Here is a 25,584-nt window from a genome sequence, read left to right as displayed (position 1 = left end):
CATGGACAATCCTATTCAACATTTAAAAAGCACATTAAATTGGGCGTTTATTGACCATCAACAGGACTCTTTGGATCAATACAAGCCTAGGCTTCTAGTCAATAATAAAGAGACCAGCGATTTTGTTCTTACTCCTTTGCTCGAAGAACTGGATCGCTGCCAGTCCTTTATTTTTTCCGTTGCTTTTATTACAGAGAGTGGACTAGCCACCTTGAAGTCGCATTTGGCTGATCTAAAAATGCGCGGGATAACAGGCAAAATCCTAACCTCAAATTATCTGAACTTCAATCAACCCAAAATCTATAAAGAGCTACTAAAAATCACAAATGTTAGCGTGCGCTTGACGGATCTAAGTGGATTTCATGCCAAAGGATACGTTTTTGAGCATGAAGATCATTCCACAATCATTATGGGAAGCTCCAACCTGACCGCTGCTGCATTAAAAGCCAACTATGAATGGAATGTGAAGCTAACCTCTTTTAAGCACGGGGGTCTACTGGGGCAGTTTCATAATGAATTCGAAAAAGTATGGGAAACTGCTGTCCCACTGACGGATAGATGGATCGAAGCTTATCAAGTTCTCTATGATGGGGTTCAAAAAGCAAACCGTAACCATCAATTGACGCTACCCTTGATTCCTGAAGCGATCCCGCAAACTGTTTTTAGTACAATTTCACCCAATAAAATGCAGCTAAGTGCACTAAAGAATTTGCAAGCTCTTCGCAGCACCGGAGCACATCGAGGATTGGTTATTTCGGCAACAGGAACAGGAAAAACCTATCTCTCTGCTTTTGACGCAAAGAACTTCGCACCAAGTCGAATGCTATTTATTGCACATCGAGAACAAATTTTGCACAAGGCTATGACTGATTATCAACGAATTATGGGGGGAAAAGATAGCGACTACGGTATTTTATCCGGTAACAGTAGAGATACAAATGCGAAATACCTTTTTGCCACCATCCAGACGATTTCTAAAGAATTAACTTTAGCAAATTTTGATCCTAAGGTATTTGACTACATATTGATTGACGAAGTCCACAAAGCTGGAGCCAATTCTTATCTTAAAGTTATTGAGCATTTTAAACCAAAATTCCTGCTTGGCATGACTGCAACTCCAGAACGAACGGATGACTTTAATATCTACGAGTTATTCGACTATAATATTGCCTACGAGATTCGTCTGCAGGAAGCTTTGGAAGAAGATATGCTGTGTCCATTTCACTATTTTGGCGTCACTGACTTTGAATACAACGACCGAATGATCGACGATACAACGATGCTCTCTCAATTGGTTACGAACGAAAGGGTTTCTTACCTAATCGAGAAAATGGAATATTACGGACACTCCGGCGAAACGGTAAAAGGATTAATCTTTTGTAGTCGTAAAGAAGAAACCTTAGAGCTATCCCGCATGTTAAATGCAAGGGGTTATCGCACAAAGGCATTAACAGGAGATGACTCTCAGGAAGTCCGTATGCAGTGTGTAACAGATCTTGAAGCGGGAAAACTCGACTATATTCTAACGGTAGACATTTTTAACGAAGGTATCGATATTCCTTGTATTAACCAGGTCGTAATGCTGCGTCAAACCCAATCTAGCATTGTATTTGTTCAGCAGTTAGGACGCGGTCTTCGTAAACACTCGGATAAAGAGTTCGTCACTATCATCGACTTTATAGGTAACTACAAGAACAACTATTTGATTCCGGTAGCCCTCTCCGGAGATAGGTCGCAGAACAAGGACAATATCCGTCGTCATATGAAGGACACCAGTTATATTAAAGGCGTCTCAACAATCAATTTCGAAGAGATTGCAAGGCAACAAATTTACCACTCGATTAGCAACAGCAATTTAACAGCACTTAAAATTCTTAGAGAAGAATATTTCCAACTCAAAAATAGGTTGAATCGAATCCCCCGATTAATCGATTTCCTTGACAACGATTCGATCGATCCACTGATCTTTACTGAGGAACACTTTAGCTATTATCACTTTTTGCAGAGAATCAATGAAACCGTGCCACATCTATCCGAACAAGAGAAAATGATTATAATGATGATGTCCGCCGAGATTCTTAATGGAAAACGCAAACATGAGATCCTACTGTTAAAGCTACTATTAGTAAATGATCAGGTTACATATGAAGAATACATAAATGCCCTGCAAGAAAGTGGTTGCTCAACAGATTCCGAAACGATCGATTCAGCAAAACGTATTCTAGACTTGTCTTTTTTCACTGAAGCGATGAGGAAGAAATATGGTAATGCCGCTATCGTAGAGTTCATTGCAGATCAGAATTTTGCATTTCATCCGAAGATGGCACAGTCCTTACAGAACAACGCTTTTTTTAGAGAAATAATCACAGATATTGTTCAAACCGCAATTCACAAAAATGAGCAGTATGTATGCAGCGAGCCACTGACTCTGTATCAAAAATACTCCCGCAAAGATACCTGCAAATTATTGAATTGGCATAGCGACGAAAGCTCTACCATGTACGGATACAAGACGAAGCACCAGACCTGCCCGATCTTTGTAACGTATCACAAGCATGACGAGGTCGAAGCAAGTACGAACTATCAGGAGGAATTTGTGAGTCCAGAAATTCTGAAGTGGTCCACAAGAAGTAGACGAACCCTTGAATCCGATGAGGTTAGAACGATACTTGAGGCAGACCAACGAAACATCGACCTTCATGTATTTGTGAAAAAAGACGATGCGGACGGAACGGAGTTTTATTATCTGGGTAAAGCACATCCCGATCAGAAAAGTGCTGTTCAGGCGTCTATGGTTGATAAGAATGGTACTTCCATATCCGTTGTGCATATGAATTTGGTGTTGGAGCATTCGGTGGAGAGTAAGTTGTATGGGTATTTGACTCGGGCTTAAGTTATATTTTGATTGTAAAAGTTTAATATATCCTATCCATCACAATTCAAATGATTATTTACTCATAAAAGCATAAAACATATCAGTATTTTCGCATCATACAGTTTAGCAAATTTTATTACTTTATTATATATACGTTATTATAGCTCGAATTAGGAATAATGCTGTATTCTTTTGTCAAACACAAGTCTTTAGTCATATCTTCAGCCGATGAAGAATTATGATTGGAGGATTAAGAAAATGAAATCCAGAATATATTGCCCTATTCTTAAATGGAAAGCTGGAGAAAAAGTTGCACTTGAAAAATTAACTCCTTCGCAGAAATCTTCTATTATTCCTATATTAGAACTAGTTGATTGTGGTGATCCCGAAAGAATAATAGGAGAACTTAATTTAACACTAAAAGGACAACCCGCATATTTAGATACCCATTACTGCGATGATAATGGATCACTGCTAAAATCAATACTAGAACTTGCCCGCGAGCATGATCTTAATTATTTCCCTGTTCTTTATTATGATGATCTACCTGAATATGCTGATGGGCTTCTTTATCTTGCTAAAAGAGCACTATTTCGGATACCTGTACCGGAGGATATAGATGGAGATAACTATGACAGTATCTTCAAATCTTTGGTTGACTGGAAAAAAGAGAGGGATACTCCTATTGATATTATGCTAGATGTGAATTTCATGGATGGGAAAGTCCAGGCAAGTACAAAGTTATCAGAACTTAAAACAGTAATACGATCTCATGTTTTAAACTGTGATTGCATTGAGTACGTTATCATTGCATCAACTAGTTTCCCAGAGGATTTGTCAGGGCTTGCTTCAGGAGAAGACACATTTATTGAAAGGTATGAAATTAAGATCTTCAATAAATTATTCATTGAACCAGAGTTTTCCTTGATTAAGGATAGATTGAGAATGTCAGATTACGGAGTCACAAGATTTACTGATACAGATCTGGACTTTTCAAGAATGAAGTATGGAATTCTTCCGAAAGCACGATACACCTTACAGGATAAGTACTGGATTCTCAAAGGGAAGAAGGATCGTACAACTAAAATTATGATCAGGGGTCATAAAGAAATTGCTTTGGAGATTTATAGATCTCCATATTATTATGGAGAATCCTTCTCATATGGTGACCTAGACTTAAAAGAAAGAGCCCTTGGTGAAAATGGAAAGGGCCCTGGAAATAATACAAGCTGGGTTACGATAGCTGCAAATCATCACATAGTAGCTGTAACTGATGAGCTCTCCAAACTGTACGAGCTTTAAGTTTTTCTCTTACGAAAGTTGAGACTATCTCACGATCAACCTTGTCACTCACGATCACACCCAGCTGGTATCGAGTCTTACTTTTAACACCTTTATTTATGCCTTGTGACTGAAGTAGCTCAAGTAGTTCATCTTTCCACAGAAGTTGTGTCAGGTCCAATAATTGCACTTTATGATTATCTTTGGGTTTTCTAATTGTTTTGATACGAATATCTTGTCCGATATTATTAACACAATCAATTCCCCACCACTTAGGTATTATTTCCCTTGCTTTCGAGATATGCGATTTAGTAGTAACTAAAGTTAATGTATCAAATACTCTATTGTAATACTCGATCTGAGAGGGCAATCTATCGAGATTGTCCCTTTCACTTTTTATCTCATATCCATGCAATTTACCGTTAACCACAGCAACATCAATACGCGCAGAGCCTGTACATACATCCAGCTCATCAACCAAAATTGTTGAAGGATCGGAGATAAATTCCTCTTGAAGGGCTATTTTTTTATACAGTACTCCTCTAATCTCTGGATCATTTAATCTATCCATAATAACATTCTGCCCCTATCATTATAACTCACCCTAACCATACTCATCATACTGATTATAAGTACCTTAGTAAAGTCCTTACATGAAATGAACCTTCTTATTCAAAAGGGCAAATTCTACAGGTCATCCTGATCTTTAGCAGTCAGTACATACTGGCCCATTGGTTTCTGATAAGCTGGACATCATATTCATATAGAATAAGAGTCAAAAAACACTCTGCGATCAGTACTGTGCTGAATTTCAGAGCGACTAAATTCTGTCTATTATGGTGAACTACATTCATAAAAATTTTCACTATACTTTAGAATCAATCAACAGCACGTGCCTACGGGTGGTTGATTCTGAAACTATGAGCCTGGATTGCCCACACCAATCATCGCCTCAACCTAAATTCAATTATTTGGGATATATCCCATAAAATCATTTACTTTATGGGCCTCACAGTATACATTATTCTTTAAGGTGAGGAGGGATAATTTGCTAAAAAAAAGTTGGGATAAAATAGAGCTTTATGTTATCTCTCTCTGGCTTCTATTTATTCTAATTATTATTGTAACAATTGATATTCCTATCTGTCTTAAAAACAGTTGTTCCTTTATTGGTTTCAAGAAACTTATTACAAGCAATATAATTCCAGTTTTCGCATTTATTTTGCTTTTGCTTGGTATTTTATTCTTCTTTAATTTTAAATATAAGCTTGCTGGCAGCCAACAAAATCATATTACTGTTAAAAAAATTGAAAATAGAAATTATGAGCATCTCACGTTTCTATCGACTTATATTATTCCCTTAATTGCCTTTGACTTAACCAAAATTCGATACGCAATTGTTTTATTTCTACTTTTAGTTGCTATCGGTATTATGTATGTAAAAACCAACATGTTCTATACTAACCCTACATTGGCATTATTGGGTTACAAAATTTTTAAAGTTAATGCCACATTTAGAACTGGTAATGAGGAAGAAATCATTATTATTTCAAGAGAAGATGTTTCCCTAGGAGATACATTAAGTTACAAAACAATACACGAAAATATCTATTATGTGAGGGTACGTAGATGAATAAAGAAGAATTAAATCAAAATTTACTGCGTTTTATTGATTCACCTAATACATTTGTGTGCGAAGTCTTTTTCATCCTAAATAAAGAAGATGGAAAAGTAATAAAGTTCGCAGATATTGATAATGACGATCAAGAAACACTCAAACTTAATTTCTTGAGCTCACTAAATGATTCAATAGTAAAAAATGATGAGTTAAGGATAGCTGATATTTCACGAATTGAAGAACGAAAAGAGACCCTTTTTCATTATGATTACGATGAGTTACCTCAAGGTTTTGAACCATTTACAATCTTACGATCGCAACACACTTTTGATCCATTTTCATTTACAGATGATAAATTCGAAGAAATATCAGGCATTGTTTTTATCTTATCTATTGAAGAACTGACATTAATTTCATATAAACAGCATTACCCAATCAATTTATATAAAAGAGATAGCAGAGCTATGGGTTTATGGAAATCTGAAAACCGCTTAGTCCAAATACCTGAAGATATTTTAAAAATATATCCTGACTTCGATTTCTTTTATCTGAATGATGTATTGTTTGTGAAAAACATAAAGGTATTAGAAAAGAATTTTGGTTATAACAAAGTAGTGTCCAAAAAAGCAAAAGAAGGACTTGAACTAATTGAAACATCTGAATTAGTCGTTGATGTAAGTTTTATGGAAGAAAGAATCTCTGACATGACATTTGCCCGTAAACTTGCGCAGATAAGTAATCATTCTATTGTACTTAATTCATTTAGAATAGAACAAATTGTTGAATTCATAGATAGCTTTACCCCCCTTACTGGTAAATTCAAATTTAATCATGATCGAAGTAAATTTGATCTAAGTACAAAAAAATCACAAAATCTCTTTTTGAAGCTCTTAAATGATGATTTTTTAAGCTCACAGCTTACAAAATTAAATTATGATAGTTCAAGTAAAGATCTTGTTGAAGTGTAAATAAAGTTATTTATCAGAGCAGAGATATACATATCTCCGCTCTTTCTATATTATTTTATTAGTTCAAAGTATTAACGTAGTTTTTTCTTAATTTCCAAAATTCATACTTCCCTCAATCCCCCTATGTATTTTAAATATAAATTTCAAAACTATCTCTACCCAATAATCTTAACCGCATTCTCTTTAATCTGTGTAACCATCTCTACAAGTCTTCGTTGCTTCGTTCCATCAAACAGCTTAATGAAGCTCTGTGGCTTGTCAAAAGGCGGCTTAATCAGTTCAGACACATTGTCGATATAACCGTTCTGGACAATATAATCAATTACCTTTTTGACAAAGACAATCTGCCCCTGACTCAGCGATTGATCATTGATGAATTCCGAAAAGGCAGCCGTTGCCGCCTCATACTCAAGCTTGGCAATTTTGCGCACAAGCAAGCCAAACGGGGTGTCCTTGAATTCCCGCTGATAGTCCTCTGCGGTGCCAAGTTCGCCTATAAAGATTTTCTCCAAGGCCTCATAGTCTAGAGCAGTTAACGGAATATTATTGCGGAGCTTGTGAATCACAAGATTGTCCCGGTTCTTCTCAATATAGCGGTTGACCTTGAGCTTATAATCCTCAAAGGTATAGGCCTCATACATTGCTTTTCCCTCGTGGACTTCAAGAACCTCATCGGCGAGGTTGGTATAAATCGGATTCCTGCCGCCTTCATCCACGATAAATTTAATGAGACTACGTAGCTCTGTACGTACTTTTTCAAAATTCAGTATATTAGCGCTTTCCCAGAACTCGTCCGTGCCTATGGTTTGGATAATCGTCAATTTTTGTCTAACCTGCGGTATAGTTGCACGCTGCAATAGGGTGGTAGCTACCTCTATCAGTTGTTTCTTTCCCTTCTTGTATTGAGGCGATTCCTCAACCTGTGCAAGCATTAGACCATATATCAAATTATCAAAACGTTTGGCATGCTCATCTACATCATCCATGTAAACAATAGGCGCGAGATACTTAATCAGATTGGATTGATCCTGCTCCAGTAGGCAGACAAAAGCCGCATTATGTTTATACTTCTCTATATATTGCAGCTGCATTTTTACAGATATTAATTCCGTATTAAGGGCTTGAATTTGTCCTATTACTATTTCTATCAAATCAGCACGAATCAATTGATAGGGTTCATCTATAAAGATAGACTGCTGCATATGATGAATTAACCGGACCCGCTTTGCATAAATAGCTTCAGACAAGCTGTGCGCTTCATTCCCCTGCAATCCCTCCTTATGTTGACGGAAGAACTCAAAGTTACCTAAATAATCAAAAATAACAAAAAGTGTCTTGTCCTCTCCCTCTCCAAATAGATCTTTACGAAGCCTTGTCCCACGGCCTATCATCTGCCAGAACTTGGTTTTGGAACGAATCCGCTTAAAGAACACCAGATTGACGATTTCCGGCACATCTATACCTGTATCCAGCATATCTACCGTTACGGCGATATAAGGACTTTTGTCGGGTATTTTGAAATCATCAATCAAGCTTTGCGTGTAATTATCCCCCGATACAATTCGCTGGGAAAAATCACCCTTATACTGAGGATACAGTTTATTAAATCGATCTACGATGTACTGTGCATGTTGTTTGGTTTGCGCAAAAATAATCGTTTTCCCCAGTCGGTCTCCGCCCGATACTTTAATACCCTGGGTCATTAGATCCTCCAGCACTCGATCCACGGTTGCCTGATTAAAAATAAAATCGTTGATTGCTGGAGAAGGGATAAATTCAGGCATCTCGCCATCATCATCTGTAAAATCCTCTTCATATCGCGCCTTATCATCCTCAGAAAGAGTCTCATACGTGATGCCCTGCTCCAGAAACTTCGTCGTAACTTCAATATTATGATAAGGCACCAGAACGCGGTCGATCTCTACAGCTGTCTCGTAAGGATAAGCATAGGTCGGCACACCGCTCTCCATCTCGAAGAAATCATAGGTATTACGATCCACTTCCGTCTTGGGTGTCGCTGTCAGCCCTACAATAATGCCGTCAAAATATTCAAATATGGTACGGAATTTCTTGAATATACTCCGGTGTGCTTCGTCCACGATAATTAAGTCGAAGTGAGCAGGAGTAAATAAACGCTTACCGTCATCGCTCTTAGCCCTATCAATCGCATTCAGCATCGTTGGATAAGTGGAAAAAACAATACGAGCCGTCTTGTCATCCTTATTGCTAAGCAGATTACAAAGAGACATATCCGGCAGATAGTTCTTAAAATCGTCCTTCGCTTGTTTGACCAAGGCTTTTCTGTCGGCCAGAAATAGGATGTTGGTCACATACCCTCCACGGGATAACACATCAGTTAAACTGGAGGCTGTTCTTGTCTTCCCGGTGCCAGTCGCCATAACCAGCAAAGATCGTCTATGACCTGTCCCAATATTCTCGCATACCGCACGAATCGCTTCCTTCTGGTAGTAGCGGTCTGTGATCTTATCATCAATAACCACTTCATCCAAAACCTTGCGTTCCTTCCGCCGATTAATCAGCTTCTGCAGATCTGACTTGGAGAACACACCGCTTACCTTACGCTGTGGAGAGGTAATGTCATCCCACAGATTGGTCTCGAATCCGTTGGTCGTGAACATCATCGGACGTCTGCCAGTCATTTGCTCCAGACAATCTGCATACAGCTTGGCCTGATGGGTTCCGACCTTCGGGTCTTTGGAGGTACGCTTTGCTTCAATGATTGCCAGAGGCAAGCCATCCTTGCCATAAAGCACATAGTCGGCATAACCTTTTCCCTCATTATTAGGCATCCCGTACAGTTCTACTTCTTCCCTTACATCATCACCGATTGTCCAGCCAAGTAGCTTTAGGTCTACATCTATGTATTTTTTACGAGTGCGGAACTCCGAAATGTCCTCTGGAGTAAAATGACGCTCTTCCTGGTGCCGCTCTTTGTCTGCGGTGAGCTTGTCACTCATTGCCGCGATCTGAGCACGTAGAGCTTCAATCTCAGATTCCTTTTGTTCTATTAAGCTATCTTTCTCTTTAATCCTGGCTTCATCCAGAATTACCTTCTCAACAGGAATATTACTCTCTGCGAAATGGCGTTCTTCATAATTAGCACCATAGCAATAATCAATCCACTGTACGAATTCAAATAAAGCGGCTAGTGACAACACCGCATCACTGCTGCTGATTGCCTTATCCGTATGTACCGCAAGGTTTCCCAGCTTGATGATATAGGAAAGCTTGCCCCAAGTCTGGTTATCCATCGCGAATTTAAAAGTGGGTTCATGAATCAACGCCTGCAAATTGTCCTTATACGGCATGGTAATGGTGTTATCAGCAGCGTAAACCCATTTCACAGCAAGCTCAAAAGCCTTACGGCTACCTACCGCCGCCATTGCCGGAGAGGTGGCAAGCACCCTCTCCGCTTCAATGGAAGCTGTAGCAAATAACTTATATTCCGTTTGTCCCTGTAAGAATTCAAAGTTAGCAGGCATTGGATCACCTCACGGGTAGAATGGTGGTAGAGATTAATTGAATAAGAGAAAATGATTAGGAAAAGCTATAGCTCGTTATTCAAAGTACTCGCTCATTAGACTGTCGAAGAGGTGCTGCGTTTCATCGATAGATATTTTGACGAGGGCTTTTTGTTCTTCGATTTTTAAATAGATATTTGAAAACTTATCTTGTAATTCAGTGTCAACTTTCAAATAAGGTAACTTATGGAGTTGATCTTTACTAATATTAATAAATGTACTACCATTAGATGTTACTTGAAAATGGTTATACATCATTTTCAAATATAAGTAGATAAAGCCTTGCATACTATATTGCTTAGGTCTTATGGCAGCTAATCCCCGACCAATGCAATACTCCTTATCAGATATATTCATCCTTCCAGCGGTAGCCCCTCTGACGCAAAATAGTATATCATCCTTCTGACACATTTTTGTTGGCTCCAGCGTCCACTGTTTTTCTTTTGGATATTTTTCTCTAAATTCAGAAGGCCCATTTAGTAGTGGCGTTCCTTCGCCTTCTTCATTATAGCTACTACCATTAGGCGATTGCCCCATAATAATAACGGCTAAATCTGACAGCTGACACATATTCCATCCTTTTGGATTTCCAAAAGGATCGCCGAACATATCATAGAAGGTCGAGTTCATAAGATTATCCAGCTCAGCAAGCTGCTGTTTACGCATGGCAAGCAGTTCTGCGGCGGTATCTAATGTTTTGGCAATTTTTTTTTGTGTTTCGAGCGGTGGGAGTGGGATTAGCATTTTTTCCATACCACTTTTTGTTGCATGAATCATGGCAATCCCCCGGCCCTGCTCTTTTATTGTTTTTGTACTTTGTTGAAGTAAGTGATACATGTATCCTTTTTCAACATGCTCACTAAGAACAATCTTCCAAATATGATAATGATAGATAGCCCTTGGTCCGTCCCATATCATCGGTCCAAATGAAGCTGACCAAGCATACAACAAATCACCTTTATTACAATACTTATTTTCTTCTAGCTGTAAATCAGAGTAGTACCACCCTCTGTTAGAAAAGAAGTTACCAACTCTTAAAACAGGGGTATCCCCCTTATCCAGTAATTCATCCTGCTTATATGCACGTCCATTTAGAAGTGTTACAACATCCCCCAACTTAACCTTTTCCCAATTACTCACCCAGCAGCCCCCTCAATTCCTCCATCTTGGAGACAATATCAAGGTTCAACTCATCTAATCGAGCCATGATTACTTCTGGCTTGTCGTACTCTACCTTTTCATATACAACCTCTTTATATTTATTGATCGACAGATCATAGTCATTCGCTTCAATTGCAGACTTGTCCACTAGGAAGCTTGGCTCTGTAGGTAGACGATCAGCTTCACCTTCAAGATTATGGTAACGGGCAATGATATCCGGGATATCATTGCCTTCGATAGGAGAGCGTTTATCATCCAGGGAATAACCGTCTGCCTTCATATCATAAAACCATACTTTATCCGTACCACCTGCACCAGTCTTGCTAAACAACAGAATAGCCGTGCTAACTCCTGCATACGGTTTGAACACACCACTCGGCATGGAAATTACTGCTTGAAGCTGATGATTCTCTACCAGTTCTTTGCGAAGTGATTTATGCGCCTTGGTCGAACCAAACAGAACGCCGTCCGGTACGATGCAAGCACAACGTCCACCTTTACGAAGAATTCGCAGGAAGAGTGCCACGAATAAAAGCTCTGTTTTTTTCGTATCAGTGATCGTTCTCAAGTTATCGTTGATACTCTCGATATCCACGGTTCCGGTAAATGGAGGATTGGCTAGCACAATATCATAGGAGGAAGCCGTATTATTCTGTTTGGATACACTATCCACATAATCAATATTTGGCTGGCTAATAGAATGGAGCATCAAATTCATAGCAGACAGGCGAAGCATCGTTCTGTCCGTATCAAACCCAGAGAACATCTCACCTGCGAAATGCTCCCACTGTTCACTGGTCATTTCAGACTCGTATTTTTCACGAATATATTCGGCAGAAGAGACAAGAAAACCTGCTGTACCGCAAGCTGGGTCAACGATCTTATCATTAGGTGTAGGCGCAAGCAGACGGACCATCAAGTCGCGAATATGCTTTGGAGTTCTGAACTGACCATTTTGACCAGCCGAAGCCAGTTTGCCTAACATGTACTCGTAAAGATCACCCTGCATATCCAGGTTCTTTATATCATGTTCATACAGTTCATCAAGACCTGTGATCATCTTTTGCAATACCTGCGGTGTTGGAACCAGGAACATGGCATCCTGCATATAACGCGAAAAAGCCGTCATGTTCGTTCCATTCATTGCTTTGATAAAAGGGAATACCTTTGTGCCGACAATATCATAAATGATCCGGGCATCTTTGGTTTTGAATTTACTCCAGCGCAGTTCTTGCCCCTCTTCGTCCTGGGGGAAAATCTTCGGCATGGCTTCACCGCTTAAAGCTTCAAAACTCTCATTCTCCAATTCCTTCTCATCGAGGGAACGAATAAACATTAAATAGGTAAGCTGTTCAATAACCGTTAAAGGATTACTGATACCACCCGCCCATATATCAGACCATATTTTATCAACCTTGTTGCGAACTTCTCCTGTTAGCATCCATTTTGCTCCATTCTATTCCATAATCACTCTTAATTCGATAATACTCCCTATATTATACACCTATCTACTTAATCAAAGTACCTAGAATCCCCTATACTTCCACTGCCCTCAGTCAGTTATAGCTATTACCCAATGATAGACCAGAAAATGTCCTAACCAAACAAAAAAAAGCGGAATTCAGACCTATGCTGAATCCGCTTTTCATTACCCTTCACAATTTAATCAATAAGCCCTGACTTCTGCAGTAGCCGCTGAATCAGAACTGCCACTTCCGCACGGGTGACATTAGCCTTTGCCTCCAGCTTATTGTCGCCACGGCCGCTGATTAAGCCAGACTTGGCGGCTAGCGCCAGACTGTCCTTAGCCCAAACGCCTATGTTGCCGGCATCTGTAAAGGCAGCGAGTATGCTTGTCGCATCCACTGTGCCAGTCTGGTCCGCAAGTCCTGTTAACTTCATCGCTTTAGCGATAATGTTCATGGCCTGCTCACGTGTGATTGGAGCATCCGGTTGGAATGTCCCATCCTCAAAACCAGTGATCAGACCGTACTCGGATGCCGTTTCAACTGCTCCTGCATACCAGCTATTAGCTGCTACATCTGCAAATGCTGTCTTCCCTTCCCCAAGTTTCAGTCCCAGACCGCGTACAATGATCGCCGCAAACTCTGCCCGGGTGATATCTGCATTCGGGTTAAACATCGTTTTGTTCACTCCATTAATCACTAGACGAGATCCCATATTGTTCACTGCGTCTTTCGCCCAATGATTCTCCACATCCGCAAAAGTCAGCGGATGCCAGACCACCGAATACGAACTGTTCGTCACACTCTTAATAACTGCGTAGTATTTGCCGTCCTTCAGAACGATTCTGGTCGGTACATGGCGCACTGTGCCATCTGGCTCCACAACGATTCCGGTTGTAATTCGGTTAGGATTAATACCATCCGGAAGCGCCATTATCCGCTCCACATAAGCATTGAACTGGCTCACTTCCACTGTCGATGTACCATAAGTAGCGGTAACAGTGAAATCTAGCGACGGTGCAACAAGTGTGAAGCCACCTCTACTTGCAGTACCTGCCACTACCTGGTTCATAGATGCCGAGGTCTCACTGATCGTAATCTTCAGTGTGATATCTTCCAGCTTCAAGCCATTTCCAAGTTTCTCAGCTAACGCACTGATGTTGATTTCATCGGCTGGCAAAGTATAAGTACCTTTGCTTGTCTGAAACACTAGGGTAGCCGATGCGTTCTCCATGTTCTTAATTATTTGACCGTTTAACTCAGCGACGATGATGTTGGAATCCAGCGTCACAGGAACGCTCACCACCGCCCCATTACCTTCCGCGTCCAGCTTCGCTTGGAGTTTAGCTGGGTCAACGACGATAATAGTTGTTGCCACGTTTCCTACGGTCGTTGTTGTTGCTTTGCCCGCGTTCTCTTCTTTACCGTTAACGAGTACGATCACATCGGTAACAACTGTGTTCGCATTACCGGGGGTTGTTCCGCTATTCGAGTTGCTTCCGGATCCTGGGCTGACCGGATCAGTACCAGATGTTACGGTATCAGCCACCACAGCTGCTGTTGCACTACCGTATTTCACCACTTTGCCGTCAGCATCTACCTCTGCAATCCCAATCGCATCCCCATTGGCCGCAGGAACCAATCCTTCAATGCCTACAAGCGTGTATCCAATCAGGACATCTCCCACATTGGGTACGACGATGCTACCAGCGCCAAAGTTCTTATAAAAGAGCTTATGCCCTTCAGCCAGCGCAGGTATAACGGTGATTTGCGTATAGCCGTTATTTGCCGAGCCACTTGGATCGATGGCAATCACGTTCAAGCCACCTGCAGGGTTAAGCATATTAATTGTAAAGGTCAGCGTAGTTGCCGGTCCCGCTGGAACGGACCCGCTAGCTACCACACGTACCTTAACGATGTTCTCACCACTCAAATCCGGCAAGTTGGTTCCGTCGTACCGTACGTAAGGTCCGTCGTCCACTGAAAATTCCATGCTTGTGTCCAGACCAACAATCGTATTGTTCAGATCATCGGCCGTGACTTCAGGCGCGGACGGGATGACCGCATTCGAGTCATGAACGATAACCTGAGCAGCAATAGAAGCGAATGCTGTTGCCGTTGCCTTTTCCCGAACATAATACGTGTCCGGCGCAAGGTCAGTAATCATTGTGTCTGTAACTTCTGTCCAAAGACTAGTGCTGCCTATTTTGTATTCCATTTGGACTGTCAGATTCTGAATGGTACCGTTATTAGCCCCATTGTACGTTACATCCGTAACAGTCACACCTACCGGAGCCGCTGCACGAGATGGAATGTTTAACGTCTGTACCGCACTGTCCGTAGTTGTTGAACCGTCACCTTTCTTAAGGATGCTCAGTGACGTTCCCAACCAGCTGCTATCAATTTCCAGCTTGCCATCTACTGGCACCGTAATCGCTGTATCGTTTACCATGTATGTGCCACTTGGCGTCAGGCCTGCCAACTGTTCAGTAGCATAGTCGATGACGGCTGCTGGCATCGCTTCTGGCATTTTCGTGAATGCCGATACCGTCACTTGCACCGAAGCCGAGGTAAATGCCGTCGCTGTTGCTTTCGTCCGCACATAATACGTGTCTGGAGTAAGCCCCGTCACGCTTGTACTAGGTACATCTGTCCATGCACCTGCTGTACCTTTCTTGTATTCCATTGCACTAGTAACATTGATGAGCGTACCATCGTTTGTGTTCAATCCCGTTTCACCCGTTGCTGTCACACCAATCGGCGCCACTGAACGGGACGGAATGCTTAGCGTCTGCACCGCGCTATCCGTTGTCGTCGAGCTGTTGCCCTTCTTCACGATGCTTAGCGATGTTCCTATCCAACTACTATTAATGTCCAGCTTACCATCTGCTGTCGCCGTAACCGCTGAACCTTTTACCGTGTACAGGCCACTTGGCGTCAAGCCTGTCAACTGCTCTGCCGCATAGTCAATGATGGCTGTCGGTGTTGCTTCCAGCGTTGGCACGAACGTAGCCACCGTCACGATCTTCGCTTCTGACGCAAATGCTGTCAAAGTCGCTTTCGTCCGGACATAATACGTGTCCGGAATAAGTCCTGTCACGGTTGTGCCTGACACATCCGTCCATGCACCTGCTGTGCCCTTCTTGTATTCCAACGCGGTTGTTACGTTCGTCAATTTGCCATCGTTGGCATTTATCGCCGTTTCATCCGTCGCCGTTACACCAGTCGGCACCCCTGAACGGGACGGAATGCTTAACGTCTGCGCCGCACTATCCGTTGTCGTCGAGCCATTGCCTTTCTTCATAATACTTAGCGATGTTCCCAACCAACTGTTACCAATAGCTAATTTTCCATCAGCTGTCGCTGTTACCAAAGCTCCGTTTACTGTGTACGAGCCATTTGACGTCAAGCCTGTCAGTTGTTCGACCGAATAATCAATAACGGCTGCCGGTACCACTTCCGGTGTCGCCACAAAAGCAACCACCGCCACTTGCACTGAAGCTGACGCAAATGCTGCCCCAGTCGCTTTCGTCCGCACATGGTACGTGTCCGGAGTTAGTTCCGTTACGGTTACACCCGTCACATCCTTCCATTCACCTGCCGCACCCTTCTTGTATTCCATCTCCGTTGTCACGTTCGTCAATGTACCATTGTTAGCATTTATCGCCGTTTCGTCTGTCGCCGTTACACCTATCGGCGCCCCTGGACGGATCGGAATGCTTAGCGTCTGCGCTGTGCTATCCGTTGTCGTAGAACTATTGCCCTTCTTCACGATGCTCAATGACGTCCCCAACCAAATGCTATCAATAGCTAGCTTGCCATCAGCTGTCGCTGTTAGCGAAGCCCCGTTTACCGTGTACGAGCCGCTTGCCGTTAAACCTGTTAACTGCTCAGCCGCATAATCAATGGTGGCTACCGGTGCCGCTTCCGGCGTTGGCACAAACGTAGCCACCGTCACGCTCTTCGCTTCTGAAGCAAATGCCGTAGTCGTCGCTTTCGTCCGCACATAATACGTGTCCGGATCAAGTCCCGTTACGGTTACACCTGCTACACTCGTCCATACACCTGCTGTACCTTTCTTGAATTCCATCTCGGTTGTCACGTTCGTCAATGTACCATTGTTAGCACTAATCTCCGTTTCATCCGTCGCTATCACACCAGTCGGCGCCTCTGCACGTGGCGGAATGCTTAGCGTCTGCGCCGCGCTATCCAATGTCGTCGAGGCATTGCCTTTTTTCACGATGCTCAGCGACGTATCCAACCAACCACTGTTAATGGCCAGCTTACCATCTGTTGTCGCTGTTACTGCCGTACCGTTCACCGTATACGAGCCGTTTGGCACCAGACCGGTTAACTGCTCTGCCGTATAATCAATGATGGCTGCCGGTGTCACTTCCGGTGTTGCCACAAACGTAGCCACCGTCACGCTCTTCGCTTCTGACGCAAACGCCGTCACCGTCGCTTTTGTCCGGACATAGTACATGTCCGGATCAAGTCTCGTTACGGTTGCACCTGAAATATTCGTCCAAGTACCCGCCACCCCCTTCTTGTACTCCATCGCAGTTGTTACGTTAGTCAATGTACCATCGTTAGCACTTATCGCCGTTTCATTCGTCGCCGTTACACCAGTCGGTGCCCCTGGACGGAATGGAATAGTCAGCGTTTGTGCCGGGCTATCCGTTGTCGACGAGCCATCGCCTTTCTTCACGATGCTCACTGACGTTCCCAACCAGCTGCTGTCTATAGCCAGCTTACCATCCGCTGTCACCGTTACCGCTGTACCGTTGTTAACCGAGTAGGCGCTGTTTGGCGTCAGTCCGGTCAGTTGCTCAGCCGCATAGTCAATGATAGCCGCTGGTGCCGGAGCTCCCGTCTCAAATATTTTAGCGGTTATTCTATAATGATCAGCATCCGTATTATCGGTTGTCACCAAGACAAGCTTGTCACCAAAGGTGGGATACAATTTGAAGCTTGGATAATATTCCACAGCGTACATCCAAGTGGCTTCATTGAAACCCTGCATAGCCACCGGAGCGGAATCCACCGGCTGATCCGATGTAAAGACTAAGTTACCGTCATTGTCATAATAATTCAGGTAAGCATACTGCGTTCCCGACCATTCTTTAAAGTTGTTGTACGCATCATTGATGGCATTGGTAGAAGTGGGATCCGTACTTACGGTTACAAAGCCCGGATTTGCACCATCCCTATAAATAGCAGCCGAAGATTCGCCTAGAGAGCCACTTACTGTAAAATCACCCTTACTCGTACCGTTCTTATCATATAAAGAAACCGTTGATGAGTCGTTTCTATAGTTATATTGGCTGAACATGAAATTCCCGTTGTTCAACGTGGATAGAAACAGCTGTTTTTCATCCGTTCTTATTCCTTTATTAATCGTATTTAACAGAGTCCCACTATTACTGAATATTTTCAGATAAACAGTATCCGTCTGGGGTCCTACTCCTGAATTGTAAGCAACCATATATACACCGTCTCCAGCGGATACATAAGACATGCTCGCATTATGGGAAACCAGCAGTGTTTCGCTCGAGATCGGGTTACCCGTAACAGAGAACACACGCGTAGCCGTGCTAATATTGTCGTTTCGTTGCCAGGAAAAAGCTATATTGCCGTCAGACAACTCCGTTATAGAGACAAAGCGCGTGAGTGCCGGGGTACTGGCGGCAGAGTATGTATTAATCTGCGTCTGACCGACCACCTTTTGTCCTGACTGGTTTAGCACCATGAAATAGGCATTGGGATTACTCTCCCTAACGGTTCCCAATTGCAAATTGTTATCCCCGCTGTCGCTTTTATGGTAAGTAATCAGAATCTTTCCGTCACTTAGTGCAAGCATATTCACATCAGTCATATTGTAATAGGTATCCATTAGACTACTCAGATCAACATCTGATCTAAGTGCTCCCGTGCTGTCAAAAATCTTCAAAAAATAAGAATATACGTAGGAATTGCCTTGATAAGCGAATGTGTTCAACACTACTGCGGTACTTCCGTCAGGAAGAACATCAACATCAGAAACATTCTTACCCGAGGCGTTTGTAACTGGAGGCTGAATGGGAATGTCCACCGTTTTGGTGAATGAGGGTATGGCAGCGTATGCCCGGAGTGAAATCATCGGCAGCAGCCCAATGACTAAAATAAATGCCAATCCAATCTTGCCTAACTTTTTTAACATCGCTTTCCTCCTTGTCGAATGACTATTCATATAATTGTTAACGCTTCCGTAATTGCAGTTACTACAGAAAAGAAGATTTCTATCCTATTATATCGACATTTCTTAGAAAATAGTTTATTTTTCGACAAAAAAATACACTAAATCGCGAATTTAATATGACTTTAGTCATATATATTTGTGATCAAAGAAAAAATCATAGATTCGCACATTAAAAAAGCCCTCTCTGTCTATTAAACAGATTAGGCCGTCACGTTTTGAATTCTTCATCCTGATTGCCGATGGAAAAGACAATCTATGATCATAGTTCTAGTTAATACAAAAAAACCGAGAAAGAACACTTTATTTAAAAGTGTAGATTTCTCGGTTATAGTGTATTCATCCGTTATTTAACTAGTTAGATTGCTCTTCCATCGCTCTAATGGATTCATCAACCTTCACCATCATGGAACATTCGACTCTTTTGCGGAAGATGTCACAGCTGAAGTCATAGGTTCCGACCAGGGATCCAGTCGCGTGCAGCGCATTGGCAGGACAACCGCCGCTGCAGTAGAGTTTCGCCCAGCAGTCTTTGCATTCCGGCTTCGAGTAGCAGTTGCTCTCTTTAAATTGACATTGCAACCCAGGTTTTGTGATGCCATCCCAGAGGTTCCCCATGCTATACTCTTCATCCCCTACGAACTGGTGGCAAGGAAAAAGCTCTCCCCAGGGTGTGACAGCAAGATATTCCGTTCCTGAACCACAGCCAGTGATTCTCTTCTGGATGCAAGGTCCTTCCGAGAGGTCAAGCATGTAGTGATAAAAGGTAAACCCCTTGCCTTGTTCACCTCGACCGATCATTTCCTTGGCGAGAATTTCGTACTGGTTGTATATCTCCGGCAGGTCCTCCTCGGTAAGTGCATAGGGTTCCTTTGGATCACAGATGACTGGTTCCATAGAGATCTTGTCAAAACCAAGGTCTGCGATATGAAATATATCGTTGGTGAAATCGACATTGTTACGAGTGTAAGTTCCTCGAACATAGTACTCTTGGTCCCCGCGCTTACGAACGAATTCCTGGAACTTCGGAACAATATGATCATAGCTGCCTTTTCCGTTAACCGTTTGGCGAAGTCGATCATGAACCTCTTTTCTTCCATCCAGGCTTAATACGACATTGTACATTTCCTGATTTAAAAACTCGGTGACCTCATCGTTAAGCAGCATCCCGTTCGTCGTGAAGGTGAAGCGGAACTTTTTTTTGTATTCTTGTTCCTTGCTTCTTGCATAAGCTACGATCTGTTTAACAACTTTCCAGGCCAAAAGCGGTTCCCCGCCGAAAAAGTCGATGTCCAGGTTTCGATGATGACCCGAATTTTCAAGCAGGTAATCGATAGCTTTTTGTCCAACCTCATAGCTCATGATTGCCCTATCTCCGTTGTATTTCCCTTGGCTAGCGAAGCAATAGTCGCATGACAAATTACAGGTATGCGCAACATTGAGGCAGAGTGCCTTAACATAAGTTTTTCGTTTTTTTAAATCGAGCGAGAGGTTCTCATACTCATCTTTTGTAAAGAGTTGTCCATCATTTTTAAGCGCCTCGATATCCGCGATGGTTTCTCGAATGTCGCTCTCGGAAATGCTGGAATCATCTTTATATTTATCCAACAGCGTTGTCACGATTTTTTCGGCAGAAGTTTTCTCATAATCCGCTATAATTTCATATGCTAGGTCATCAACAACATGCACCGAGCCACTATAGGTATCGAGCACGATATTGTATCCGTTTAGTTTATATTGATGAATCATACTTACTAATCAAGCTCCTTTTGCACACAAGTAGAAACGGCTTTGCCATCCTTTAGGGATAGAATCCATTTCTTAAAAATAGCCGCCCATCAGCAGAGCAATGGGCGGTAAAATTCCGAATCCTATCTGTTCATTGCATTTTCACACTTCTGGTTTGCAACGCCGCAGGAAGTTTTACAAGCGGATTGGCAAGATGTCTGGCATGCGCCGCATCCGCCGTGTTTTGCGGTATCCATCAGTTTGCGGGTGCTCAGTGTTACGATTCTTTTCACGATAAATAACTCCTTCTGTAATTTCTTGTGATCACTTTCACTTAATTTCCATGGAACATCGTAGCAACCTCACGCAAGTACGTCTATGATTCCCGTCACCTAGCTGAGCAGAGCAGAGAGAGCTTGAACATAAGCATCAACGCTAATTTTGCTGCAGTCTTCATACTTGTGATCGTAAAATGCGGTAGCGGGAACCAGAGTCAGCGCAATACTAAAAAAGTGAAACAAAAAAGAGACGGCAATGATGCCATCTCTTTAACAACGATTTTTCCTCATACTTGTCCGTAAAGTCCAATAAATATAAGGATTTCATAACACTGTATCCTTCCTTACCAGTAGAGCGACATTCTCCGATTCCATATGCACTATATGCGAACATCCCTCTCATTATCATGGCTATTGTTATGGTGGGAAGAAGTCGCGTAGAATTAGGGGTTTTTGTAGAGAGTGTTTCTTGAATATTCAATGAAGTTATTTATTTTTATAATATACTACGCCTTAGTTCATAAAAATATTGCACACTTGGATGCTTTAACTTCATCTTCTCGCTCATGTTTAAAATTCGCTTTTTTCCAACTCGTCTGTCCACTAAGGCTAGAATATTCAATAAGATATCGTCACTTTCTAAGCTCTCCTCTATGGAAATAGATAAATACTTAGTAGCTATAACAATAAAATTCGATTTACTTAATGACGTCTGTGCTGACAAAAGCTCCTTTGCAACTTCTGATATTTTTCTGCTTCTTGCAATGACTATTAAACGATCCTCCGGGATGATCCCCTTGCTATCTTTTCTAACCGCTTCAATGTCTTCATGGTTGATAGGAATTTGAAGATCTGAATCATTCTTAATCTCCTGCTCCGTCTGATACCATCTAATTGAGCTAGTTCTATCATTCATATTAAGTACGTTCTTTTTATCTACCGAAATATAACAATCCCCTGATTTATCAGGTAAATAACGGTAACTACTTGCGCGATATTCAACCCTGCCGTATAACGCAGGACAGAGAAAACTCTCCAGTTGTTGCTTCAATTTGCTCCAGGACATGTATCCTCCTATGTTTTATGTTATAAATACCTGTTGAGGCAGTCGTTCTATTATACAATACATAATACAATCCCACTAAAACCTGAATAATATCTTGATACTGTACATAGAAACAAGCCGATTAGGTATAGACCCCGTGGTCTGGCACCTAATCGGCTTGCTATGTTACGCCTCAAACGTTTTTACTTCGGTTATTGGTCTTACTCGGGCAGATAATTCGATAACCGGTACAGGAAGTTTCAGCACGGGTCGTATTTCTGCTTGGATGGATTATTTCTCCATTACTTATCGTGACCTTTACCCGGGTTTTCTTTTGAGTATTCAAAAGTCACTTTTACAGGCTCGCTCATATAGCCAGTCGATAGATACGCCTCATTGGTTCCCTTTAAATTACCCGTAAGTTTGAATGTGAATTGGAAGCTTCCCGCGACTGTACTCTTCGTCTCATCTTCGAGTTGAACCTTGCCTTTCGGATCAAGCACCTTCAACTTCACATTTGTAAGGACGCCATTCATCAGCAATCCATCAATCGTTACTTTTTTCGCTTCCTCGTCAACCTTTACTTGTATGCCCTCAATACCCTTCACGTCTACAGCGCCCGAGAGGTTATAGACACCAAACTCGTAGATGGAATATCCGTAATCGGTTGCTCTTTTTATGCCTTGTAACTTCATGTATCTTGCCTTGACCGGGTTGAACTGAATCGTTTCTTTGCCATCATGCGCGGTAATAATTCCGTCATTTGGCATGACATTGATCCAGTTCTGCTTATCGTTCGACACAAGAAGTTTGTATTTATCGGCGCGAGCATATTCCCAATCGATTCGAACCGTATCCATTTCCTTCACTTCATCGAGATCGACCAGGAACCAAGTATTGTCCACGTATTCGCTCGCCCATCTTGAAGCAGGGAATCCATCGACGGCTTTAGCCGGTGCATAATTCGCATTATTGCCTTCGGTCGATGAAGCTTCTACCGTTTTATTCTGCGCCAAATTGCCTATCAGGTAATAGACGCTTTCCTTCAGCGTATTGTACGCCTCATCTTTTATCGTACCTGCCTTCTTGAATTCATCCAGCTTTGCGTTAAAGCCTTGGAGATACTTGGTGACTTGCGCTGCATCTTTCCCTTCATAGCGCTTCATCATTTCCAAATAGTTGTTCAAAGAACGCACCGTTGCAGAATTGGTAAATTGCTTCGCTTGTTCGAAGCGGTCGACTAACGCTTTCATACCAGATGCATTTGTCGTTGCTTCGATAACATATGACTTAGTCACCATATGCCCCGCCGTAACGGTAATGTTAAGCTCATGCTTGCCAAGCTTGCCTGCAAGCGAAATAACGGTACCCGCTGTATAAGGCTTGCCGTCATATGTCGCCGTCACTTTCGTCAGACCATCATCCGTTCTAAGCTTCCATGTAAAGGATACGGATTCTGAATCGGGCAGCTTCATCCCGCTCTGGAAAGGCTTGTCGTTCATCTGCACGTCTACCTCGGAAGGCGGAGCCTCGTTGACCTGATACGTTCCTTTAACAAATTGATACAGCCAGTCGTAAAGAACGCGTGTCGCTGGATCTTTACTTACCGCGGTGTTATAGACTGCATTGTTGCCTTGGTAATACGATTTGAAGCCATCCTTCATGAGCCCTGTCTTCGCACCGCTGTTCAAGTAATCGATATACCGCTCGCGGAACACGCCGTCCGTCAGCATCCGATCATCGAACTCGAGTTCATTGGACATGCCATACTGCTTCGCCAGATTCGCAGAATCCTCCAAGCGCTCGATATCCGTCGGCTCGAAGAAGTAGTTCGGTTGGATCGTCACCGCATCGAAGCCGACATCCTTCCACATGAACGCTTTATAAGCGAAGAAGTGCGGAATCCAGAAGAACTTCAGGTCCTTGCCGCTAATTTGCATGTCATGCAGGGTACTGCTCACCGAACGGATCAGATCCGGTCCGGATTGGCTTGTGCTGATTTGCTCTTCGAACCAGTACATACCTACAAGCTCGAGGTTAGCGTAACCTTTTGCTTCCCATCTCGATTTGACTTGCTGCAGCCACCATTGAACTGCTTTTTCACGGTTCGCAAGGGCTTTCTCTTTGCCAACGGAATCATTAAAGTTCAGCGATTCTCCACCTTGTTCAATAGCTCCGAAATTAGTGATCGATTCACCTGGATCCGGAATCATGAGGACAACCTTTTCCTTCACGCCAGACTCGTTCAGCGCATCGGATACTTCCTTAGCCGCTGCGTTTAACGCATCCATATCGCCGCCTACCGCAAAGGTTTTATCCAGATACCATTGCCAATCTTCCAGATAAGCCCGCCCGCCGAAATCACGACCTGGATTTGGAGAGTTAATGCCAAGATACAGAACGCCGTCGAAGAGTCGATCCTTAATCTTGCCGTCCTTATCGACATAACTAATGTTCGGAATGATCCGTTCTTTCGTCCAGATGCCTAAGTCATTCGCATATTGCCCGTTATACAAAAGTCCAAGATGCTCGATACCCGCTGTCGCCTCGCCTACCGCCAAGAATTTCGGCGTATACGTTGGAACAGTCACGGCTCCGGCAACTTTGCCGTCTTCACCGAGGATTTCAATCTCATCCACGAAAGTCATTGCACGCGTATGCATTGTGAATGTCACTTTCACATAGCGAGCATGGGCGATCTTCGCATCTGGGCCGATGGCTTTAATGCCGTCCTTGCTGCCGTCCCACACATAGGTCTCCGTGTATTTGCCGTCATTCCACAGCTTCTGCGTGGCATTGTCTTTGAGCAGTCCCCAGTTCACTTTGTCATCGGAGACGTACATCGATACCGTGAGTGGCACGAGTACATTGTTCGTTGGCCAATCTTCGAGGAAATTGGCTTTAATACCCGTGAGTGATTTCTTCGCCCCCAAATCAAACACAACTTCGCGTGTCTTACCCAAATGATGTCCAACCCATGCTACGTCGGATCTATTGCTTGCCCCATATATACCATCCGTAAGTGTGTTGCCTTCATCCGGATAGGAAGCTTCCGGCTCTTGCGACCACTCATAAGATAAGCCCGCTGCAAGATTGTGATATACCGCCCCATACACTGACGCAATAACACCCTCCGTACCCGCTCCCGGTAGGTCTGATGGATTCGTCACCTCGACCGGATCGGCTTCGCTCGGCGGGTTCACTGGTGTCTGTCCCTCTGTCTGTGTAGGCGGCAGCGCCTCTTCCGCTTGCGCGATCGGCATCATCGTTACGATCATGATCGCAACCATAACGAGAGCTACCCATTTTCTACTCCTCTTCATATCGTACGAACTCCCTTCTGATTCTTGAGTCAAGAAACATCAATCTCCTAAATGGTATGCGCTT

Annotated in this window: 13 protein-coding genes; 4 read left to right on the top strand and 9 right to left on the bottom strand. The window is 42.8% G+C overall.

Going from position 1 to position 25,584, the window contains the following annotated elements:
• Position 1 precedes the first annotated feature (1 nt).
• Both MHI27_RS03540 and MHI27_RS03535 read left to right on the top strand, forming a co-directional pair.
• Positions 2-2,893 (top strand): DUF3427 domain-containing protein, encoded by a 2,892-nt coding sequence (locus MHI27_RS03540; RefSeq protein WP_405175598.1) that lies wholly within the window; start codon positions 2-4, stop codon positions 2,891-2,893.
• A 240-nt stretch (positions 2,894-3,133) separates the two neighbouring features.
• Positions 3,134-4,177, top strand: coding sequence for a beta family protein (locus tag MHI27_RS03535; RefSeq protein ID WP_405175597.1), 1,044 nt, complete (start codon positions 3,134-3,136; stop codon positions 4,175-4,177).
• Here the strand turns inward: MHI27_RS03535 and MHI27_RS03530 are convergent.
• Positions 4,110-4,727 (bottom strand): sce7726 family protein, encoded by a 618-nt coding sequence (locus tag MHI27_RS03530; protein WP_405175596.1) that lies wholly within the window; start codon positions 4,725-4,727, stop codon positions 4,110-4,112. The two genes, MHI27_RS03535 and MHI27_RS03530, sit on opposite strands and share 68 nt — an antisense overlap.
• Before the next feature lie 477 nt (positions 4,728-5,204).
• Between MHI27_RS03530 and kwaA the strand changes: the two genes are divergently transcribed.
• Both kwaA and kwaB read left to right on the top strand, forming a co-directional pair.
• Positions 5,205-5,789 carry an anti-phage protein KwaA gene (gene kwaA, locus MHI27_RS03525; protein ID WP_405175595.1) on the top strand — a complete coding sequence of 195 codons (585 nt, stop codon included), beginning with the start codon at positions 5,205-5,207 and terminating at the stop codon, positions 5,787-5,789.
• A complete protein-coding gene (gene kwaB, locus MHI27_RS03520) occupies positions 5,786-6,742 on the top strand; it encodes an anti-phage protein KwaB (RefSeq protein ID WP_405175594.1) in 957 nt (318 codons plus the stop codon). The genes kwaA and kwaB overlap by 4 nt, the downstream gene beginning before the upstream one ends.
• A gap of 155 nt (positions 6,743-6,897) precedes the next feature.
• On the opposite strand, the gene MHI27_RS03515 is transcribed toward kwaB, so the two are convergent.
• The 8 genes from MHI27_RS03515 to MHI27_RS03480 form a co-directional block, all read right to left on the bottom strand.
• A complete protein-coding gene (locus MHI27_RS03515) occupies positions 6,898-10,245 on the bottom strand; it encodes a DEAD/DEAH box helicase family protein (protein ID WP_405175593.1) in 3,348 nt (1,115 codons plus the stop codon).
• Positions 10,246-10,320: 75 nt separating this feature from the next.
• Entirely contained in the window at positions 10,321-11,424 is a 1,104-nt protein-coding gene (locus tag MHI27_RS03510) for a restriction endonuclease subunit S (protein WP_405175592.1), read from the bottom strand.
• A complete protein-coding gene (locus MHI27_RS03505; protein WP_405175591.1) occupies positions 11,417-12,886 on the bottom strand; it encodes an N-6 DNA methylase in 1,470 nt (489 codons plus the stop codon). Before MHI27_RS03505 ends, MHI27_RS03510 begins: the two co-directional genes overlap by 8 nt.
• A gap of 221 nt (positions 12,887-13,107) precedes the next feature.
• Positions 13,108-19,110, bottom strand: coding sequence for an S-layer homology domain-containing protein (locus tag MHI27_RS03500; RefSeq protein ID WP_405175590.1), 6,003 nt, complete (start codon positions 19,108-19,110; stop codon positions 13,108-13,110).
• A 390-nt stretch (positions 19,111-19,500) separates the two neighbouring features.
• Positions 19,501-20,895, bottom strand: coding sequence for a thioether cross-link-forming SCIFF peptide maturase (gene scfB, locus MHI27_RS03495; protein ID WP_405175589.1), 1,395 nt, complete (start codon positions 20,893-20,895; stop codon positions 19,501-19,503).
• Positions 20,896-21,017: 122 nt separating this feature from the next.
• Positions 21,018-21,167, bottom strand: a complete 150-nt coding sequence (gene scfA / locus MHI27_RS03490; protein WP_076098734.1) for a six-cysteine ranthipeptide SCIFF — start codon at positions 21,165-21,167, stop codon at positions 21,018-21,020.
• Between the two features lie 481 nt (positions 21,168-21,648).
• Positions 21,649-22,218, bottom strand: coding sequence for a hypothetical protein (locus MHI27_RS03485; RefSeq protein ID WP_405175588.1), 570 nt, complete (start codon positions 22,216-22,218; stop codon positions 21,649-21,651).
• A 281-nt stretch (positions 22,219-22,499) separates the two neighbouring features.
• A complete protein-coding gene (locus tag MHI27_RS03480; protein WP_405175587.1) occupies positions 22,500-25,520 on the bottom strand; it encodes a DUF4855 domain-containing protein in 3,021 nt (1,006 codons plus the stop codon).
• Positions 25,521-25,584 lie beyond the last annotated feature (64 nt).

It is taken from the genome of Paenibacillus sp. FSL H8-0261 (genome assembly GCF_045040645.1).
Classification (GTDB): domain Bacteria; phylum Bacillota; class Bacilli; order Paenibacillales; family Paenibacillaceae; genus Paenibacillus_AQ.
This window is presented reverse-complemented; position numbering and strand designations above follow the sequence as displayed.

What these genes read in the sequence shown, in the direction of transcription:
- kwaB (WP_405175594.1), top strand. Translation starts at nt 5,786, where the DNA reads ATGAATAAAGAAGAATTAAATCAAAATTTACTGCGTTTTATTGATTCA.
- MHI27_RS03485 (WP_405175588.1), bottom strand. Translation starts at nt 22,218, where the DNA reads ATGTCCTGGAGCAAATTGAAGCAACAACTGGAGAGTTTTCTCTGTCCT.
- MHI27_RS03480 (WP_405175587.1), bottom strand. Translation starts at nt 25,520, where the DNA reads ATGAAGAGGAGTAGAAAATGGGTAGCTCTCGTTATGGTTGCGATCATG.
- MHI27_RS03500 (WP_405175590.1), bottom strand. Translation starts at nt 19,110, where the DNA reads ATGTTAAAAAAGTTAGGCAAGATTGGATTGGCATTTATTTTAGTCATT.
- MHI27_RS03535 (WP_405175597.1), top strand. Translation starts at nt 3,134, where the DNA reads ATGAAATCCAGAATATATTGCCCTATTCTTAAATGGAAAGCTGGAGAA.
- MHI27_RS03515 (WP_405175593.1), bottom strand. Translation starts at nt 10,245, where the DNA reads ATGCCTGCTAACTTTGAATTCTTACAGGGACAAACGGAATATAAGTTA.
- MHI27_RS03540 (WP_405175598.1), top strand. Translation starts at nt 2, where the DNA reads ATGGACAATCCTATTCAACATTTAAAAAGCACATTAAATTGGGCGTTT.
- MHI27_RS03505 (WP_405175591.1), bottom strand. Translation starts at nt 12,886, where the DNA reads ATGCTAACAGGAGAAGTTCGCAACAAGGTTGATAAAATATGGTCTGAT.
- scfB (WP_405175589.1), bottom strand. Translation starts at nt 20,895, where the DNA reads ATGATTCATCAATATAAACTAAACGGATACAATATCGTGCTCGATACC.
- MHI27_RS03530 (WP_405175596.1), bottom strand. Translation starts at nt 4,727, where the DNA reads ATGGATAGATTAAATGATCCAGAGATTAGAGGAGTACTGTATAAAAAA.